Annotated in this window: 18 protein-coding genes; 10 read left to right on the top strand and 8 right to left on the bottom strand. The window is 38.3% G+C overall.

Annotated elements, in window-relative coordinates; genetic code table 11:
- Positions 1–4 precede the first annotated feature (4 nt).
- Positions 5–2,005: a UvrD-helicase domain-containing protein gene (locus AADH04_RS02980; RefSeq protein ID WP_434778764.1), complete on the bottom strand. Its 2,001-nt coding sequence runs from the start codon at positions 2,003–2,005 to the stop codon at positions 5–7.
- Positions 2,006–2,049: 44 nt separating this feature from the next.
- On the opposite strand from AADH04_RS02980, the gene AADH04_RS02975 reads away from it, so the two are divergent.
- Positions 2,050–2,847: a symmetrical bis(5'-nucleosyl)-tetraphosphatase gene (locus AADH04_RS02975; protein ID WP_434778763.1), complete on the top strand. Its 798-nt coding sequence runs from the start codon at positions 2,050–2,052 to the stop codon at positions 2,845–2,847.
- Between the two features lie 66 nt (positions 2,848–2,913).
- Here the strand turns inward: AADH04_RS02975 and AADH04_RS02970 are convergent, their stop codons facing one another.
- Positions 2,914–3,123, bottom strand: a complete 210-nt coding sequence (locus AADH04_RS02970; RefSeq protein WP_434778762.1) for a hypothetical protein — start codon at positions 3,121–3,123, stop codon at positions 2,914–2,916.
- Between the two features lie 334 nt (positions 3,124–3,457).
- Positions 3,458–6,331: an excinuclease ABC subunit UvrA gene (gene uvrA / locus AADH04_RS02965; protein ID WP_434778761.1), complete on the bottom strand. Its 2,874-nt coding sequence runs from the start codon at positions 6,329–6,331 to the stop codon at positions 3,458–3,460.
- 285 nt (positions 6,332–6,616) lie between these two features.
- Here uvrA and AADH04_RS02960 point away from each other — a divergent pair, with 285 nt between their 5' ends.
- Positions 6,617–6,955, top strand: coding sequence for a YidB family protein (locus tag AADH04_RS02960; protein WP_434778760.1), 339 nt, complete (start codon positions 6,617–6,619; stop codon positions 6,953–6,955).
- Here the strand turns inward: AADH04_RS02960 and AADH04_RS02955 are convergent, their stop codons facing one another.
- Positions 6,956–7,822, bottom strand: a complete 867-nt coding sequence (locus AADH04_RS02955) for a DUF1853 family protein (protein ID WP_434778759.1) — start codon at positions 7,820–7,822, stop codon at positions 6,956–6,958.
- A 1-nt stretch (position 7,823) separates the two neighbouring features.
- On the bottom strand, positions 7,824–8,630 hold the full coding sequence (locus AADH04_RS02950) for an RNA methyltransferase (protein WP_434779788.1): 807 nt from the start codon (positions 8,628–8,630) through the stop codon (positions 7,824–7,826).
- Between the two features lie 91 nt (positions 8,631–8,721).
- Here AADH04_RS02950 and AADH04_RS02945 point away from each other — a divergent pair, with 91 nt between their 5' ends.
- From AADH04_RS02945 to ung, 5 genes are all read left to right on the top strand, one after another.
- Positions 8,722–9,510: an inositol monophosphatase family protein gene (locus tag AADH04_RS02945; protein ID WP_434778758.1), complete on the top strand. Its 789-nt coding sequence runs from the start codon at positions 8,722–8,724 to the stop codon at positions 9,508–9,510.
- Between the two features lie 41 nt (positions 9,511–9,551).
- Entirely contained in the window at positions 9,552–9,890 is a 339-nt protein-coding gene (locus AADH04_RS02940; protein ID WP_434778757.1) for a DUF4260 domain-containing protein, read from the top strand.
- 98 nt (positions 9,891–9,988) lie between these two features.
- Positions 9,989–10,645: a protein-L-isoaspartate O-methyltransferase family protein gene (locus AADH04_RS02935; protein WP_434778756.1), complete on the top strand. Its 657-nt coding sequence runs from the start codon at positions 9,989–9,991 to the stop codon at positions 10,643–10,645.
- A gap of 2 nt (positions 10,646–10,647) precedes the next feature.
- Complete coding sequence (locus tag AADH04_RS02930; RefSeq protein ID WP_434778755.1) at positions 10,648–10,980, top strand: rhodanese-like domain-containing protein; 333 nt, start codon at positions 10,648–10,650, stop codon at positions 10,978–10,980.
- Between the two features lie 25 nt (positions 10,981–11,005).
- Positions 11,006–11,725, top strand: a complete 720-nt coding sequence (ung, locus tag AADH04_RS02925) for a uracil-DNA glycosylase (RefSeq protein WP_434778754.1) — start codon at positions 11,006–11,008, stop codon at positions 11,723–11,725.
- A gap of 25 nt (positions 11,726–11,750) precedes the next feature.
- On the opposite strand, the gene AADH04_RS02920 is transcribed toward ung, so the two are convergent.
- Positions 11,751–12,344, bottom strand: a complete 594-nt coding sequence (locus AADH04_RS02920) for a hypothetical protein (RefSeq protein WP_434778753.1) — start codon at positions 12,342–12,344, stop codon at positions 11,751–11,753.
- Between the two features lie 129 nt (positions 12,345–12,473).
- A complete protein-coding gene (locus tag AADH04_RS02915; RefSeq protein WP_434778752.1) occupies positions 12,474–13,358 on the bottom strand; it encodes a LysR substrate-binding domain-containing protein in 885 nt (294 codons plus the stop codon).
- A 98-nt stretch (positions 13,359–13,456) separates the two neighbouring features.
- Here AADH04_RS02915 and AADH04_RS02910 point away from each other — a divergent pair, with 98 nt between their 5' ends.
- The 3 genes from AADH04_RS02910 (at position 13,457) to AADH04_RS02900 (ending at position 17,496) form a co-directional block, all read left to right on the top strand.
- Positions 13,457–14,449 (top strand): aldo/keto reductase, encoded by a 993-nt coding sequence (locus AADH04_RS02910; RefSeq protein ID WP_434778751.1) that lies wholly within the window; start codon positions 13,457–13,459, stop codon positions 14,447–14,449.
- 373 nt (positions 14,450–14,822) lie between these two features.
- Positions 14,823–17,033, top strand: a complete 2,211-nt coding sequence (locus AADH04_RS02905; RefSeq protein WP_434778750.1) for a hypothetical protein — start codon at positions 14,823–14,825, stop codon at positions 17,031–17,033.
- Positions 17,023–17,496 (top strand): hypothetical protein, encoded by a 474-nt coding sequence (locus AADH04_RS02900; protein WP_434778749.1) that lies wholly within the window; start codon positions 17,023–17,025, stop codon positions 17,494–17,496. The genes AADH04_RS02905 and AADH04_RS02900 overlap by 11 nt, the downstream gene beginning before the upstream one ends.
- A gap of 208 nt (positions 17,497–17,704) precedes the next feature.
- On the opposite strand, the gene speB is transcribed toward AADH04_RS02900, so the two are convergent.
- A complete protein-coding gene (speB, locus tag AADH04_RS02895; RefSeq protein ID WP_434778748.1) occupies positions 17,705–18,628 on the bottom strand; it encodes an agmatinase in 924 nt (307 codons plus the stop codon).
- Positions 18,629–18,700 lie beyond the last annotated feature (72 nt).

The raw sequence follows: 18,700 nt of genomic DNA, 5'->3' as shown, positions 1-18,700 counted from the left end.
CATTTTAACGATCTTTGATCTTATCTGACAGCATGGCGCTTAAACCAGCTAATCTTGCTTGGCCTTCCGTTTTACTGACAATCGGGTCACTGCCTTTTTTGCCCAAAAATTTTAAGTCTTCTTGGGGCAACTCATCAATAAAACGAGAAGGGTCAATAAATTGCCAAGTGCCTGCTTTACGCCTTTTGGCACAATAAGTTAACGTTAAATTTTGTTGTGCACGAGTTACACCAACATACATTAATCGCCGCTCTTCTTCGATTTGTGCTGCTTCACTGGATTCTGAATGGGGCAAAATACCTTCTTCACAGCCAATCAAAAAAACATATGGGTATTCAAGTCCTTTAGACGCATGTAGGGTAGAAAGCTTCACTGCATCAATTTCGCCTTCCTCTTTGCCTTCCAGTAAGTTCATGAGTGCCAATGTTTGTGACAACTCAAGTAGATTTTTGCCATCTTGCTCCCCTTTTTTAGTCAGCCATGAGGCCAGATCCTGAGTGTTTTTCCATTTTATTTCAGCGGGGCGTAGCTCTTCTGTTTGAAATAAATGGTTTTCGTAGTCAATTGTTTTGAGCAAGTTCTGTAAAACAGCACCAGCAGGTTCAGTTAAACTAGACTCTTGTGTTTGTTCGATCAAGCTTGTGAAATACTGTAAGGCTTCGCTTTGGCTCTTGCCTAGGCTATCTAAAGCTTCTGGTAGCTTTGCCGCGGCAAATAAGCTGATTTGATGGCTTTTTGCATATTGATTCAATTTTTCTAAACTTTGATTGCCTACGCCCTTTTTTGGGGTTGTTAGCGCTCGAATAAAGGCTGGGTCATCATCAGGGTTATTTAACAGCCTTAAATAGGCCAATACATCTTTGATTTCAGCTTTATCGAAAAAGCTTTGCCCTCCTGAAATCTGATACAAAATGCGTTGGTCTCTTAAGGCCTTTTCTAAAATACGAGCCTGATGATTACTGCGGTATAAAATGGCATAATCCATCAGCTTTTTATTATGTTGTAAACGATGGGTGATGAGCCGATTCACAATAATATCGGCTTCGTGTTCCTCGTCTTTACACACAATCACTTCTATAGGATCGCCCACACCGTGTTCGCTCCAGAGTTTTTTTTCATACAGTCTGGGATTATGGCTAATTAAAGTATTTGCTGCGTGTAAAATACGGCGACTGGAACGGTAGTTCTGTTCCAGCTTGATGATTTTTAATTGATAAAAATCGTTTTGCAGTCGGTTTAAGTTTTCTATATTAGCACCGCGCCAAGCATAAATACTTTGATTGTCATCCCCAACCGCAGTGAACATGCCTTTTTTACCAACCAACAGTTTAACCAATTCGTATTGACAATGGTTGGTGTCCTGATATTCATCAATCAACAGATAGCGTAAACGGTGTTGCCATTTTTCCTGTGCCTCAGTATTTTCTAAAAAAAGCTGAGTGGGTAAACGCAATAAGTCATCAAAATCCACTGCCTGATAGGCAAATAAAGTATCTTGGTAACTGGCATAAAGCCTAGCCATCACAGCTTCCCAATCATTTTGGGCTAAGTTAAAGGCACTTTCAGGTGTAATGAGTTGATTTTTCCATAAAGACAGTTGATTTTGTGCCCGAAAAATTTCTTCTTTACTGGTTGTGACCAAAAAGTCTCGAATGATTTTGCTGGTATCATTTGCATCCAGTATGGAAAATTGCTTTTTATAGGCAAAGTAGGGTGCTTCTTCCCGTAAAATACGCATACCTAATGAATGGAAGGTGCTGACGGTAATACCTTTTAAACTTGTTTTAGGTAAAAGGCCTTGTAAGCGTTCTTGCATTTCTTTTGCCGCTTTATTGGTAAAGGTAATAGCCGCAATATTGTGTGCTTTGTAATTCGCTTGTTCAATAAGATAGGCGATTTTATGGGTAATGACCCGTGTTTTACCACTACCGGCGCCCGCCAAAACCAGTAAAGGCCCATCTAAATAAGTAATGGCTTGACGTTGAGGGACATTTAGTGTGAGCATAGTCTTTTTTATATTTTCTGTATTGGCAGGGGTAAGTTGGTATTATGGCATTTTATGCAATAGGTGACATCCAAGGTTGCTTTGATCAGTTTATTGCTTTACTAGAAGCAATTCATTTTAACCCAAAAGAAGATATTGTGTGGCTTGTTGGCGATTTGGTCAACCGTGGACCAAAATCTTTAGAAACATTGCGTTTTGTGAAGTCATATGAAAATAGTATTCATACTGTATTAGGAAACCACGATTTACATCTATTATCTGTTGCTTATGGTTTTAGCCGGCAAAAAAAAGGGGATACGCTGGATGCAATATTAGAGGCAACTGATAAAGAAGAATTATTATATTGGTTACGTCAACAACCACTCATGCGCAAACGAGGCAATAAAGTGCTGGTACACGCAGGTTTGTTGACACAATGGACCATTGATCAGGCACTTTCTTTAGCTGGCGAAGTATCCGCTTGCTTATCCAACGAAGACTATACAATATTATTGAGCCAAATGTATGGCAATAAACCAGATCACTATCAATCTGATTTAGAGGGTATTGATCGATTGCGTGTTATTTTAAATGTCATGACCCGTATGCGGTTTTTGACGAAAAAAGGCAAAATGGATTTTAACTATAAGGGCACCATAGCCGATGCTCCAGAGGGGTTACAACCATGGTTTATGGCAAAAGATCGTCAAAATTTAGACCATACGATTGTTTTTGGTCATTGGTCTGCATTGGGTGTTTATTTTGGTGAAAACGTGATAGGCACCGATTCCGGTGCCATTTGGGGTGGGCCATTATCTGCTGTGAATTTAGATACACTTGAGGTGATTCAGGTGAATCAATAAAAACACCGTATCTCAAAGTGCACTTTTGTTCTAGCCAAATAAATGGTTGAGCACAGCTATATTTGTTTACTCTAATAATGTTGCTTGTGTTGCAACGTATAAATGTAATTCGTTATGTGTTAAAAATGTTTTATCTAAATCACGTTTACATTTGTTGGCCATTTCGCGAACTGAAGTACGGTTATTTTCCGTTTCTTGTTTGCCCACTTTTTGAAGGTGATAATCTATTTCATGATCTTCTGAAAGATTAATATAATCATGATCATTGATGCTCATTGTAATACTCCCTTAGTCGTTCATGAATAAAATATTTAAATAACGATGAGTGTTAAAGACTTTAATTTTTATAGTAAAAAATCACTATAAAATAACCTAATAAGAATTAGGTTGATTATTTTTAATCATATGTTATTAAATTACAGGTGAATTTTTCTAAAACCAATTAACATATTTAATATTATATGTTTTAATAAATGCTGTCAAATGGCGTTTAAATATTTACAAATATTAACCATTTGTATTGATTGAGTAAAATTTAAAAAACAAATTGAAATGAATGACTTATCAGAAGAGCAGGATGATAATTTTAAATCATCATCCTGTTGGGCTATTATTTTTTTGCCACTTTTTTATGGTTTTTCAATACCTCAGATAAATAACGGGCGGTATAGCTTTTTTTACTTTTAGCCACTTCTTCTGGGGTGCCTTGAGCAATAATTTCGCCACCACCATCCCCCCCTTCGGGGCCTAAATCAACAACATAATCCGCTGTTTTAATGACATCAAGGTTGTGTTCAATAATCACGATACTGTTGCCATTGCCTTTTAAGCGTTTGAGTACCTCCATTAACATCGCAATATCAGCAAAGTGTAAACCTGTGGTGGGTTCATCTAAAATATACAATGTTCTGCCTGTATCACGTTTAGACAGTTCCAATGCCAGTTTGACTCGTTGTGCCTCACCTCCTGATAATGTTGTGGCACTTTGCCCTAAGCGGATATAGCCTAAACCAACATCCATAAGCGTTTGTAATTTTCGGGCAATCAGTGGCACAGCATTGAAAAATGCCAAAGCTTCTTCTACCGTCATTTCCAGTACTTCACTGATGTTTTTACTTTTATATTGGATATCCAGTGTTTCACGGTTATAACGTTTACTGTGACAGATATCACAAGGGACATAAACATCGGGTAAAAAATGCATTTCTACTTTAATCATGCCATCGCCCTGACATGCTTCACAACGCCCACCTTTGACATTAAAGCTAAAACGCCCTGGGTTATAGCCACGCTCACGCGCTAAAGGGGTCATCGCAAAGAGTTCTCTTATGGGGGTAAATAAACCTGTGTACGTTGCAGGGTTAGAACGTGGTGTTCTGCCAATAGGGCTTTGGTCAACATTAATGACTTTATCTAAATGGTCTAGCCCAGAAATATCAGTAAATGCGGAAGGTTCTTCACTGGCACGGTTTAATTCTCGTGCCGCAATCTTAGCCAGAGTGTCATTAATTAACGTTGATTTACCACTGCCTGATACGCCCGTAATACAAGTCATTAAACCTAACGGTAGCTCTAATGTGACATTTTTTAAGTTGTTTCCTGAGGCACCGATCAAACGGAGTATCCGAGCTGGGTCTACTGGTGCGCGTTGTTCAGGAACCGCAATGGCTTTTTTGCCACTTAAATATTGGCCAGTAATAGAGTCTTTATTATTCGTCACTTCTTTTGGGGTGCCTGCAATAATGACATTGCCACCATGTTCACCCGCACCAGGACCCATGTCCACCACAAAATCGGCAGATCGAATTGCGTCTTCATCATGCTCAACAACAATGACACTGTTGCCCAAATCACGTAAGCGGGTCAGTGTACCCAATAAACGGTCATTGTCTCGCTGATGTAAGCCGATAGAAGGCTCATCTAACACATACATCACGCCAGTTAAACCAGAACCAATTTGGCTGGCTAAACGAATACGTTGTGCTTCACCACCAGATAAAGTTTCTGCACTACGAGCCAAAGTTAAATAATTTAAACCAACATTGATTAAAAAACCCAAACGTTCAGTAATTTCTTTCAGAATTTTTTCTGCAATGGCTTTTTTATTGCCTGTTAAGTTCAGTTCATTAAAAAAGTCATAACTTTTTTGTAATGGCCAGCCACTGATTTGAGGTAAAGATTCATCCGCAATCATCACATTTCGTGCTTCTGTACGTAAACGTGCGCCATGACAACTAGGGCACGTTTGTTGTGCTTGGTATTTTAAAAGTTCTTCTCTGACGGCGTTTGAGTCTGTTTCCCTAAAGCGACGTTCTAAGTTAGGGATAATGCCTTCAAAGGCATGAGATCGAATAAATTGTGTGCCTTTTTCCGAAAGGTAGGAAAACTCAATGCTCTCTTTACCAGAACCATATAGAACAATATTTTGGGTTTTTTCAGGCAATAACTCAAATGGCGTATTCAAATCAAATTCATAATGTTTCGCCAGTGATTGCAGCATTTGAAAGTAAAAAGCATTACGCTTATCCCAACCTTTGATTGCACCAGCAGCTAAAGCAAGCTCGGGGTGAACCACAACACGTTTAGAGTCAAAGAAAGTCATTTGACCTAAGCCATCACATTTAGGACACGCACCCATTGGGTTATTAAATGAGAAAAGGCGAGGTTCTAATTCAGGCAGACTATACGAACAAATAGGGCAAGCAAACTTGGCTGAGAACCAATGTTCTTCACCTGTATCCATTTCCATCGCTAACACGCGCCCCTCTGCATGACGCAAGGCCGTTTCAAAACTTTCAGCCAAACGTTGCTTCATGTCTGCTCGTACTTTTAAACGGTCTACAACCACTTCAATAGTGTGTTTTTGATTTTTGTTGAGTTTGGGCAGATTGTCTAATTCATACACCTCTTTATTGATTCTGACACGCGCGAAGCCTTGAGCGCGTAAATCTTCAAAAAGCTCCAGATTCTCACCTTTACGTTCCAATACCATGGGAGACAAAATCATGATCTTAGTTTCTTCAGGTAAGGACAATACATGATCGACCATTTGTGAAACGGTTTGGCTCGCTAAAGCCACATGATGATCTGGACAATAGGGGGTACCTACTCGGGCAAACAATAAACGTAAATAATCATGAATTTCTGTTACTGTGCCGACTGTTGAGCGAGGGTTATGACTGGTTGCTTTTTGTTCAATAGAAATGGCAGGAGACAAACCTTCAATTAAGTCGACATCGGGTTTTTCCATCATTTGCAAAAATTGGCGTGCGTAAGCAGATAAACTTTCAACATAGCGGCGTTGCCCTTCAGCGTACAAAGTATCAAAAGCAAGTGAACTTTTTCCACTACCAGATAAGCCAGTAATCACAACCAATTGGTGACGGGGTAGATCAAGGTTAATGTCTTTAAGATTATGTGTGCGTGCGCCACGAATGCGGATATATTCCATTTTTGTTTGTGCCAAACTCAAAACTGTAAACATTTCATTATACGACTTTTACGATAAGATGTGCTTAATATCTCAGAATGCTTTTTTATATTTTTTAAAGCTTGATTATGGAAGGCGTTTGTTTTTTGGTTGATAGGGTATTATTTATGGTGATTGGGATATCAAACCATTTAATTAATCAAGAAATACTAGGAAATGTCAGTGTTTTTTTCTAATGGTTATTTTATAGATGATTAACTTTGCCTTAATTAGATAGTTGGTATTGATATCAGATAGTATACTTTAACAAATAAAATCGGGTGGTAAAGGTCAGTATAAATGAATATCTTTGTCCAAATTGATGCTGCTTTGGGTGGAAAAAATGCACAATCCATAAACAAAATAATTTTATGGATACAAAAAAGTGGTGTTGATGAATTTTGGGATATCTTAAAACAGGGTGGTTTAAGCGAAGAAGCACAATCATGGCTTAGTGATGAAGAAAATCAATTAAATGTTTCTGTTGAACAGGTGCAAAAAGCTTTGGGCAAAGAGACCATACAACAATTGGCACTTAAAATAGGAAAAGACAGTCATACAGCCAGTACTCTTTTGGCACAATATTTACCACAAATGCTTCAGACAGTGATGGCGTCTCAAATTCATAAAAATAAATAATTATATAATAATGAAGCGGTTTTCTTCGTGAAAATAACCATCATATCGTTCAGATACTTGAGCGATCATGATGGGGGTTTCTGGTTTTATTTGCTCACTGTTAAAGTCCGTAATATGCTCAGGCAATACTCGTATAGGTGCTAATAAGTCTTGGCGAGGTATCAAGACATATTTTTTTTGTTCAGTTTGTTGTGCCATAAAACTTGCCCAGTCATATACCTTACCAGCCCAACAGTGGGGGTTAATGTACGGTGGGTTAAGTTTGATTGTGCCTGAAAGGGTAAAAGCATTGCCCCGAATAATAGAAGCCGCTTTTACTGTGTTTGCATCAATATGATGCTGTTGATAAAAGGTTTGTGTATTTTTATGCGCAGATAAATCAAGCTGCTGTGTTAATTTTGTTGCTTTTTGCGCTAAAGAGTCATTTCGATTTAAACCAAAAAAACCACCGGTTTGCTCAGCGGTAGGGTCATAATAATATTTACATGTCAGCTCAATATGGTAGGTTTGCTCACCAATTTGTGCAATAAAATCTAAAGCGCCAATGGTTTGCTTATTGCATTCAATGGCAATGTTTTGCGCAATTAATTGACAGTGTGGTGCGTGACTGAACCAAAAGGCCAGTAGATGTTCAGCATAAAGCCCCAAACGATAACCAAAAGGTTCTTTATCTTTTAAATAATTCAACAAGGTTTCTGGGTGTTCATTTAAACTGAGTAAATAGCGAAAACCTGTTTGTCCCAACAAAGTGGCAACTGGTAATTCACAACCACTGTGCCATAAAGGCGGTGCAGTCAAAATACTGGCTAAATCACGAACCTTTTGATTGGTTAGTTTCCACCACAAGGCATCCAGCGCGTAATTCATATTAAGGTATTTTCTTCTCTATGGTTTTGAAAAAGCCCCGTAAAATATCAATTTCTTCTTTGCTGATATCGGCGCGGTCAAACAAACTGTGCATTCTACGCATTAAGCGCTCAGCATTTCTGCGTTCAAAAAAATTCAATTGATTCATCGTGTCTTGCATATGCCCAATTAAACCTTGCACTTGTTCGCGTGTGGCTAAATCGGTTTCTTGCTTTAAATAATCCATATCCAAGTCAACTTGACTCATAAGCTCATAACTGATGACTTGTACTGCTTGGGCTAAATTTAAAGAAAAATAATCAGGGTTGCCATTAATGGTGATTAAACGATTGCATTGCGTGACTTCCTCAATGGATAAGCCAAATGTTTCATTACCAAAAACCAATGCCACTTTTTGATCATTTTGCGCCGCTTGCAATAATTCAGGCATGGCTTCTCGTGGGGTCTGTAGTGAAGCAGTTAATTCCCTTTTGCGGCTGGTTAGGGCGCAACAAAGCGTACAGTCTTTAATCGCGTCAGCCAAAGAAGAAACAATTATGGCTTCTTCTAAAACATCTTTTGCACCAGAAGCCAAAATGAAGCTTTCTTCTGGTAAGGTAAAAGCACTTGGGTCTTCTGGACGAAACACATGAGGGTGCTCCGTCATAGGCGTAACCATCAGGTTAGGAGAAACCAATGTTAATTTTGTTAGTCCCATTGTTTTCATGGCCCTTGCCGCAGCACCAATGTTGGCTGGGTGACTTGTTCGGCATAAAACAATACTGATATTCTGTAAATAAGCAGGAAGTTGAGGTTTGTTCATTGTCAAAGTTAGCGTATAATTTAAAAAGTTCTTTAACACATAAACCCCTATTGTAACGTAAGCACACTTTGTTGTGCCCATCTTTATTGGATTAAGCATGAATGCAATGATAAATACGGCTGTGAAAGCCGCTCGTAAAGCCGCTAATATGATGTTGCGCGCTTCTTTAAGTTTAGAAAGTATTAAAGTTGAAACCAAATCCTTTAATGACTTTGTTTCTCAAGTGGACAGGGAGTCGGAGTCCATCATTATTGATACTTTATTACATGCTTACCCTGACCATAAAATTCGGGCAGAAGAAGGTGGGGTCGTTGGACAAGAAGATTCAGACTATGAGTGGATCATTGACCCATTAGACGGCACAACCAATTATTTGCATGGTCATCCACAATATGCCATATCTATTGCTTTAGCCTGTAAAGGCATCGTAACAGAAGCCGTTGTGTTTGATATTGAACGCAATAATATCTTTACCGCATCTCGTGGTAAAGGTGCTTTTTTAAATGATCGTCGTATCCGTGTGTCCAAACGCATTAACTTAAATGAATGTTTGATTGCCACAGGCTTTCCTGTTGTTGACCAAAGCATGATGGACACCTATTTGTCTATTTTAAAAGATATGCTGGCGAAAACCGCAGGTGCCAGACGAGAAGGTGCGGCCTCTTTAGATTTATGTAATGTTGCTTGTGGTCGCGTAGATGGTTTTTTTGAGTTTAACCTAAAACCATGGGATATTGCGGCTGGTAGCTTATTGGTACAAGAAGCAGGTGGTATTGTGACTGATTTCAAAGGCAATGACACTTGGTTAGAAACAGGTGATATTGTGGCTGCAAACCCAAAAGTATTGGCACAAATGTTGGCGATGATTGCCAAACAATATCCGTAAATATGCCAAAAAACCCAATAAATAAAGGGTAACTGATCATTTTGCGGTTGGAAGCATTGGTTGTTTTAATGGCCTCTGTGTTGCTTTATAAACAATATCAGTTTGACTGGTGGTTTTTCTTGGTGTGTTTTTTTGTCCCAGATGTTTCTATTTTTGCCTATGTGTTTGGCACATCATGTGGGGCAATTGCATACAATTGTGCGCATTCTTATATAGGTGCATCGATTGTGTGTATGGTAGGTTTGTTTTTAAATATGTCAGTATTGTTGTCTGTCGGGTTGATTTGGGTTGCCCATATTGGGTTTGATCGGTTTTTAGGATATGGTTTAAAATCGCGACAAGGATTCAAATTTACCCATTTGGGACAAGTGGGTAAATAAATATTTTGAATTTTATTTGTGTTGCTTTGTGATGTATCGGATTAAAAACAACATAAAACTTAATTAACAAAACAAAATAGAAGTCTGGAGTGTGAGAAATGGATTTTAGTAAAGCACGTTTTAATATGGTTGAACAACAAATTCGTCCATGGAGTGTATTGGATTTAAATGTTTTAGACCATTTATTGGAAATTCCACGAGAAGCCTTTGTTGCCAGTGGGCAAGAACGGGTTGCTTATACCGACACCCATTTACCTTTACCTAATGGTGGCGTCATGCTAGAGCCAAAAATAGTGGCTCGTATGATTCAAGCATTGGCCATTAAACCAACTGATAAAGTATTAGAAGTGGGCACAGGTTCAGGTTATGCAACTGCTTTATTATCCAAGTTGGCACAATCTGTGTTAACGGTTGATATTGATCAGGAACAACAAGAAAAAGCCAAACAAACACTGACAAAATTAGCTTACCAAAATATCAATTACCACGTAGCTGATGGTTTACAAAATATCGACCAAGGTAAGTTTGATGCCATTTATATTGGAGGTGCTTGTGACACTGTACCTGAGGCATTAAAAGAACAATTGGCTGAAAATGGACGTTTGGTGATTATTGTGGGACGATCTGCTGTGATGCAGGCAATGTTGTATACCTTAAAAGACAACCAATTCACAGAAAAAGTATTGTTTGATACCAATGTGCCTTATCTAACCAATACCAAAAACCCAGGATTCTCAGGTAAGTTTGAATTTTAATTATGCACGTTCAATCTATTACGGTAGAGCAACTGGCAAAAAGATTACAACAAGAACCAGAGCAAATTTTACTTTTAGATGTCAGAGAACCTCATGAAGTAGAAATATGCTCTTTAGCCAATTGTGTTCATATCCCGATGAATCAAATTCCTATCCGTCAGCATGAACTACCCGATGAGCAGGATATTGTGGTGTATTGTCACCATGGTATCCGTAGCTTTTCTGTTGCGGCTTTTTTGTTGCAAGCAGGTTTTGATGAAAGTCGTATCTATAATTTAACGGGTGGCATAGATCATTGGGCACAGGTGATTGATCATAATATGCAACAGTATTAATCAAATTCATTTTTAGGAGGAAAACATGAATAAGCCAGCTAATTTACGTGACTATGTCCCTTTGTTTATCGATGCATTAAATAGTATTCACCCTAGTTGGCGGCCCTGTTTTCAACAAAAAGAAGTAGCCAGTGCACTCAGACAATGTCATGAATTATACAAACACGCTGTAGAAAACCAGCAGATCATTTATCCACCCGCACCACAAATATTTGCAGCATTAAAACAACCCGTTGATTCCATTAAATGCGTTATTTTAGGACAAGACCCATATCATGGACCAGATCAGGCAAATGGCTTGGCTTTTTCTGTGGGGCAGGGCGTGGCTATTCCGCCATCTTTGCGCAATATCTATTTAGAAATTGAGCAAGATTTAGGCATTAAACCGCCCAGCCATGGTGATTTAACCGCTTGGGTACAACAAGGTGTCTTATTATTAAACACAGGCTTTAGTGTCGCACAGGCTCAAGCTGGTAGCCACCAAACATGGCCTTGGTTTGTGGTCAGTGATGCATTAATTCAATTTGTCAGTCAAGCAAGCCCAGCTTGTGTGTTTTTATTATGGGGCAGACATGCTCAAAACAAACAACCATTGGTTGATACCAGTAAACATTTGGTGTTAACTGCACCACATCCGTCGCCATTATCAGCACATAGAGGTTTTTTAGGGTGTAAGCATTTTAGCCAAACCAATCAGTTTTTGACACAAAAAGGCTTAGCAGAAATTAACTGGCAAATCAGTTAAACGACTTTATCAAAAAAATATCTTGTTAAGGTGAAAATTTGAACGCATTTTCTGGAAAACCGATGCTTTTAAGTTGTTGCTCAAACTTTTCATTGAGTTGTTTTTCGTTATAATGGGTGTCTATTTCGGCCTGCTTTTTGTCTAAAATTTCAGCAAATTGATCATAATTGATTGCACATTTTTCTGAGTTTTTGGGGCATAGTGCCATCATGGTTAATCTTTGAGCTTCTAGAGCTAAATCGGGAAAATTGTCATTTTTTGCAAATTCTTTACACTGACTGTCATATTGAGCACAAACCCAATCAGGAGAATTATAGCTTGTAGCAATCGCAGCAAAGAAAATCCAAAGCGTTTGAGAAGAATAAGATGGGTCAATAGTATCTAACCCATTTTTACCAATTGAGATCAACGTGTTTCTTTGCTCTTCAATTATTTTCGGTGTTATTTTTTTGATATCCATATTACCTGTATCAAATAGAATACTTGAACCTTGCTTAATCTTGTCATACTCAGCATCAACAATGGCATTAATGATGTTTTCTTGCCTATTGGTTAAATAGGGCGCTGCAATTATTTCTCCACAAAAAGCAAAGAAAAAAACAAAGAATAATTTTTTCATATAGATACTGTACCTTTTTAGCCGTATGACTGGGCATTAATTTAACGGGCTTCAACCAGTTATTATAATATCATGGGTTTTAGTTTGCCTTTGCCCAAGGAAGCAATTAATGGTTATTTTGAGTTTAGATTACCGAAAATAATCAATAAATTTTTTTAATTTATTGGGCATGAAATGACGACTTGGATAATATAAATAAAATTGGGTTTCTGGAATATGCCAATCTGTTAAAGTGGGCATGAATATACCCTGTGCTAATTCATTCCTTATATCGGGTTCAAATGCATTGATTAAACCGATGTGTTGCTGTGCCATTTTATTCAGTGGTATGTCTTTGTTCATGGTTAACACACTGTTTGGCATAAATTTCATATGTTCATCACCTTTGTAAAATTCCCAATGATAAATTGTTCTACCACTATTAAAACGGTAGCATAAACAACGATGATGTAATAAATCGTATGGGTGCTGAGGGTGAGCGTATTGTTCAAAATATCGTGGTGTGGCTGCAATAACCGATCGTATTGGTAAGCCAAAAGGCAAAGCAATCATATCTTGATGGAGCATTTGACCTAAACGAATACCGACATCAAAACCATCTTGCACAATATTTGTGAGTCCATCATCTACTTGTACGTCTAGCCGAATATCAGGGTATCGTGCCATAAAATCAGCCAAACGAGGTTCAATCATACTTTGCCAAACAATATAAGGCATGGTTACTTTAAGTGTGCCAGTTGGATTGTGTTTGGTTTGTGGAAGGTCTTCCAAAGCTTCGCGTAATTCATCTAGAGCTGGACTAATGCGTACCAAAAATTGCTGCCCAATTTCCGTTAGGCTGACAGAACGCGTGCTTCGATTAAGTAATCGTACCCCTAATGTTTGTTCTAATTGGCGAATGCTTTGGCTTAAAGCTGATGGTGAAATATCCATATCTGCTGCTGCTCGAGTGAAACTTTTATATTCAGCAACCAATCGAAAAACGTTTAGCGTTGTTTCAATACTTTTATTCATTATGTAGCATTCCTTCATAGTATATGAAGGAATGTACCATTTTTTTATGTAAATAAATGCATTAAAGTCGAGTTTTACAAATAATCAGGAGCAATACAATGGTACCAACCAGAACATTAGGACATTCAGGTGAGCAAGTTTCTGCAATTGGTCTAGGGTGTATGGGCATGAGTGCATTTTATGGTACAAAAAATGATCTTGAGTCTATCAAAACCATTCAATATGCTATTGAGCAGGGCATTAATTTTTTAGATACCGCTGATATGTATGGTCCTTATACAAACGAAACATTAGTTGGCAAGGCCATTATTGGACAACGAGAAAAAGTATTTTTAGCCACAAAATGTGGGATTTTATTGGACAATAATAACCCTAATGCCCGTAGGGTGAATGGCCAGCCAGAATACATTAAACAAAGTTGTGAGGGCAGTTTAAAACGATTAGGTGTAGACTATATTGATTTATATTATCTGCATCGTATTGATCCACAAGTGCCTATTGAAGAAACAGTAGGGGCAATGGCACAATTGATTCAAGAGGGTAAAGTGCGTTATTTAGGGTTATCAGAAGCTTCTGCCCAAACATTAACTCAAGCATGTAAAGAACACCAGATTACCGCTTTGCAAAGTGAGTATTCTTTATGGAGTAGAGAACCAGAAGACGGTATTTTAAGTGCTTGCGAACAACTTGGTGTTGGTTTTGTAGCATATAGCCCATTAGGGCGCGGTTTTTTATCAGGAAAAATTCAAAAACCAGAAGATTTAGCTGAAGATGATTTTAGGCGTAATAATCCGCGTTTTGTTGGTGACAATTTTTATCACAATATAGAACTGGTTCACAAATTAGAAGAGTTAGCCCAACAAAAAAATTGTACTGCCGCACAATTGGCTTTGGCATGGCTTTTAAAACAAAATAATTTGATTATACCGCTTAGTGGAACCAGTAAAATCAGTAATTTAAAGGAGAATATTGGGGCTTTCGGTATAGAGTTAAGTGATGAGCAAATGATGGCTATTAACAATATTTTCCCCTCTCAAGCAATTGCTGGTACGCGTTATCAGCAAGAACTTATGTCAATGGTGAATATTTAAGTTATAATTTATTTGGGTTAAGTTGAAATTAACCCAAATATTTTTGCTCTTTAAAATTTTAAATAAAATCAGTTTGTTATGTTTTTGAGTAAAAATTTGGGTAAATTTGGATTTTTTTAGATAATTAATTGTTTTATTAAAGAAATCGTTTAATTGTTTACTGTTAACCGCCGCATAGGCGGCTTAGAAAAATTATACCGACAAAGGTAAGTTAATTGCTTATATGTTTTATGTTCCAACAATTTATTTTTAAGTTGTAACAATGAGTCATAATCTATTTTAATTGCATTTTTTATCCTATTTTTAGATACTTGGCATGTGGGTTACTATACAATCTCGTTTGTCATTAATATATTGTTTTGAATTTTAATCTATGGAACGCCCACGCCTAGAAATCGACTTGGAAATCTTGCAGCAGCAACGCTGGCAGCAAGAGCAAGAAGAACAGCAGCGTATAGGGCAAAAGCTCCCCGAAGCAATCGAAGATGTACAAAATCATCTTAATCAAAATAATTTGCTTAAAGAGTTTCCCCAAGAACAACAAAAACAATTAACCGAAGCTTTAGCGGTAGAAGTCGCTAAAAAAAAGCATTTTGATAAAATTGATGGAGTCGGGCTATCCAAAGATGGCAATCATCTGATTGCCCATATCCACAATAATGTGGCTGCTCATATCGATATTCGTCAAATTCTAACGCAACAACAAACTGAACAACAACCAAACCTATTAGAGCGACCTTTGCCTGAACCTAAACGGTTAAATGAAATCAATAAACTCATCGATATCTTTGACGTGAAAGATAAACTGTCTATCTTTAAACCCAAAGAGCAGCAGGCTTTAATGCAAGCAGTTGGCTTTGCTATTGATGACTTTGCAGGGCGTCCGCCTAAAGTTACTTATGTCGATATCAATCATGAACAGATGCACTTAATTGTCGGTGCTTATAATAAAAGCATTAAATTAGACCCTCAAGTGATTCTGGCGCAAAATCAGCCTAAAGAAGATATCAATCAGGTTTTACCTGTACCAGAGAAAGAACCCGAACAAACCATACGCACTGCCATTGCCAAAAGTGGCGATAGTGGCATGGCGATTGCCAAACAATTAGACCCCAATCACCCTGAGGCAGCTTTGGGGCATTTATACCGTTCAGGACAAATAAAGGATATTCAGCTAAAAGACACGCATCAGCATTTTGTACCCAATATCAAACCAAATAAAGAATATCACTATGACCCAAGTATCTACACACCTGAACAGCAAAAAGAAAACGAACTATTCGCTAAACAACGACTGAGTAGCCAAAGCAAAATCAACCAACAAATTGACAGCATTCAGGCACAGATTCAACAACAGCAAAAACAGAACCTCGAACAACAAAAAACCAATGAGCTATTAAGTGGTTTATTTAAACCACAAGAGTCATTAACACGTAACTCTTTCGAAGATCAACTCAAACACCGTGTATTGATCAACCAATACTTACCGACTGAATATAGGCAATCAAGCAATTATGGTGAACGCTTTGGGCGTGGGCTTGTTAATGGCGCAAAAGGCTTTGTGGTTGAACCTGTCTTACAAGTCAGGGATATGGCTATGGCTGGTGCTGCGGTCACCTATAATTATATGGGCAATAAACAAGGTGCCGATATGTGGTTACCTGAGATGAAAAGTGGCACGGCAGAAGCCTATAAAAACGGCACTTCACAAACAGAACTCTTGTTACAAAGTAACCCCATTACCGGTATAGGGGTAACCAGTTATCACGGTACCACAGCGCTGATGCAAGGACGATATGGAGACTTTGCAGAATTGGTAGGTGGTGTCACTGCGGGTTTAGCGATGGGTAAAGCAGTAACCCAATATGGTGGTTATGGGGTGACACTCAAGCCTATTCGCTTGCCTAGTGGCATGATGCGTTATCAAATAGGGGCATTGGGTTTTGAACTACAGGCAGTACGGCCACAACAAGTCGTGTCTAAACAAAACCTCAGTACAGTGACAGAAGTTAGTCAGAAAATAGCACAAGATAAGCAAACCTTTAGCCAATGGTCAGAGCGCAATCAAGATATACAATTGGCGATACATAAAGAAAAGCAGGTTTATAGCCAGTTTGCGGAACGAGCTAAAGAACCGAGTCATTTTCAGCAAACATTAGAAAGTTACCGTAAGCATCAACAGGATATTGATTTTAAACATATTGAGGCAGATGTTAGAATCTATGGAAATGGTCGAGGTAAAGTACAAGGTGGACATTTTACACGCTCACCTGATTTAGTGATTACGGAACTGTTGGAGCCAGTGGGCAGTAATGGTACGATTAAAGCTAAGGTTGGGATGAGACAAGCAGATGGTGAGCCATTTTACTTAAAAACCAATAATGGGGCTAAATCGACCTTAACGCCTGCTGATTGGTCAGTTACCAGAGGTAAGCTTGAAATGAGCCATGCTTTTGAGAATAAAAAGTTAATTGATGAGAAAAAAGGTATCTGGCTAGGTAAATCTAGTGAGGTAAAATTTATTTTTAATGAGCCAATAGGTTTAGTTAAACAATGGCGAGGTTACCCTAAATATGAGCCATAAATCTTTAGTATTCAAACTTTTTAAGTTTGAAGAAGGTGATTATATTCAACAGTTAGTCTTAGAAAGTGATGATGTAAAACAAGACAGGGCTATTGGTCTAACATTGTTAGATTTCATCGTAGAACATTCAACCAGCGAAAAAGAAGATGCTTCTTTTGAAGAACTATTACAAAAGGTTGAGAGAGGGGAATACCAACCTCAAGACCCACGTTTTGCTGATTGGGATATGAATGCAAAACAAATCTGGTTATGTCCTCCAGTTGCTTTGCCAGGACATATGGCAATCACCAACGAATATACTGAATACTCCATTGATCCCGATAGTGGTGGTGAACCACAACAATTCACCTTTAACCAATATCGTACTGTGCTTAAATTTTGGCGTGAGTGCCTGCAGATGATTGAAGGCAAGGATTTATCCACTATCGAAGATTTTAGACGCGAAATGCCCTTTCCTGAATAGTAACAAGGCTTAGTTGATCGCTTGAATTGGATTTAAAGCGAGACACTAATCTTTTAAAAGAATTTAGTGTTTTTAAATTTAGTGTTTTTAGGTGGATGTGTGATGATGCGCTGAGGGGGAAAATGACAATATTTTTTATGAACTGCACCAATAAAACAAGATACCCAATTTGTTTTTAAAGGGCAGTTCATAGGTGTTTTTTTATTCGTTAGCGTTTTATTTTTGCAGCTTGCATATAAAGCATATCTAAAGCAATGGTTGCTGCTGCTAATGCCGTAATTTCTGCGTGGTCATAAGAAGGGGCTACTTCTACCACATCCATACCCACTATATTAAGTGATTGCATGGCTCTTAGAATTTTTAATGCCTTATCCGTTGTTAAACCTCCACACACAGGTGTGCCAGTGCCTGGTGCAAATGCTGGGTCTAAACAATCTATATCAAATGTTAAATAAACAGGCATGTCCCCAATAATATGTTTGACTTGGCTTGCAATATCATCCACTGATCGGTCATTAGTTTGTGCCGCATCCAATACAGTAAAGCCATTATCTTGATCATGTTCGGTACGAATACCAATTTGTACCGAATGTGTGGAGTCAATTAACCCTTCATTTGGCGCATGATAAAACATGGTGCCGTGGTCAAATTTACTGCCATTGGCATAGGTGTCTGTATGGGCATCAAAATGCAGTAAAGCCATTTTGCCAAAGTGTTGTGCATGAGCACGCAGTAAAGGCAAAGTAATAAAATGGTCTCCACCAAAAGTAAGCATTTTTTTACCTGCTTGCAATAGTTTTTGTGCATGGCTTTGCAACTGGTTGCACATATCTTGTGCATCCCCAAATTGAAAGACAACATCCCCACAATCAACAACGTTTAAACGATCTTGCAAGTTAAATTGCCAAGGCCAACGGTTTTGTTCCCATGCAAGATTGGTGGATACCTGACGAATGGCCGCTGGACCATGACGCGCACCTGCTCGGCCAGAAGTAGCCATATCAAAAGGAACGCCTGTAATTACCCAATCGGCTTGACTGTTATAAGGCTGAAAATGAAGAGGAAAGCGTAAAAACCCAAAAGCATTGGCAACCAATGAATGATCGTCTTGGTTGTTTAATGTATTAAACATAACTTTCCTTTCTTAATGTCTTTGTTCAGACCAAAAATTAAGATAAATGATTTTATATGAAAAAACACACAA

It is taken from the genome of Neisseria sp. Ec49-e6-T10 (assembly GCF_051132615.1).
GTDB lineage: Bacteria > Pseudomonadota > Gammaproteobacteria > Burkholderiales > Neisseriaceae.
The sequence above is the reverse complement of the archived record's forward strand: the minus strand, read 5'-3'. Positions and strand labels throughout refer to the sequence as shown.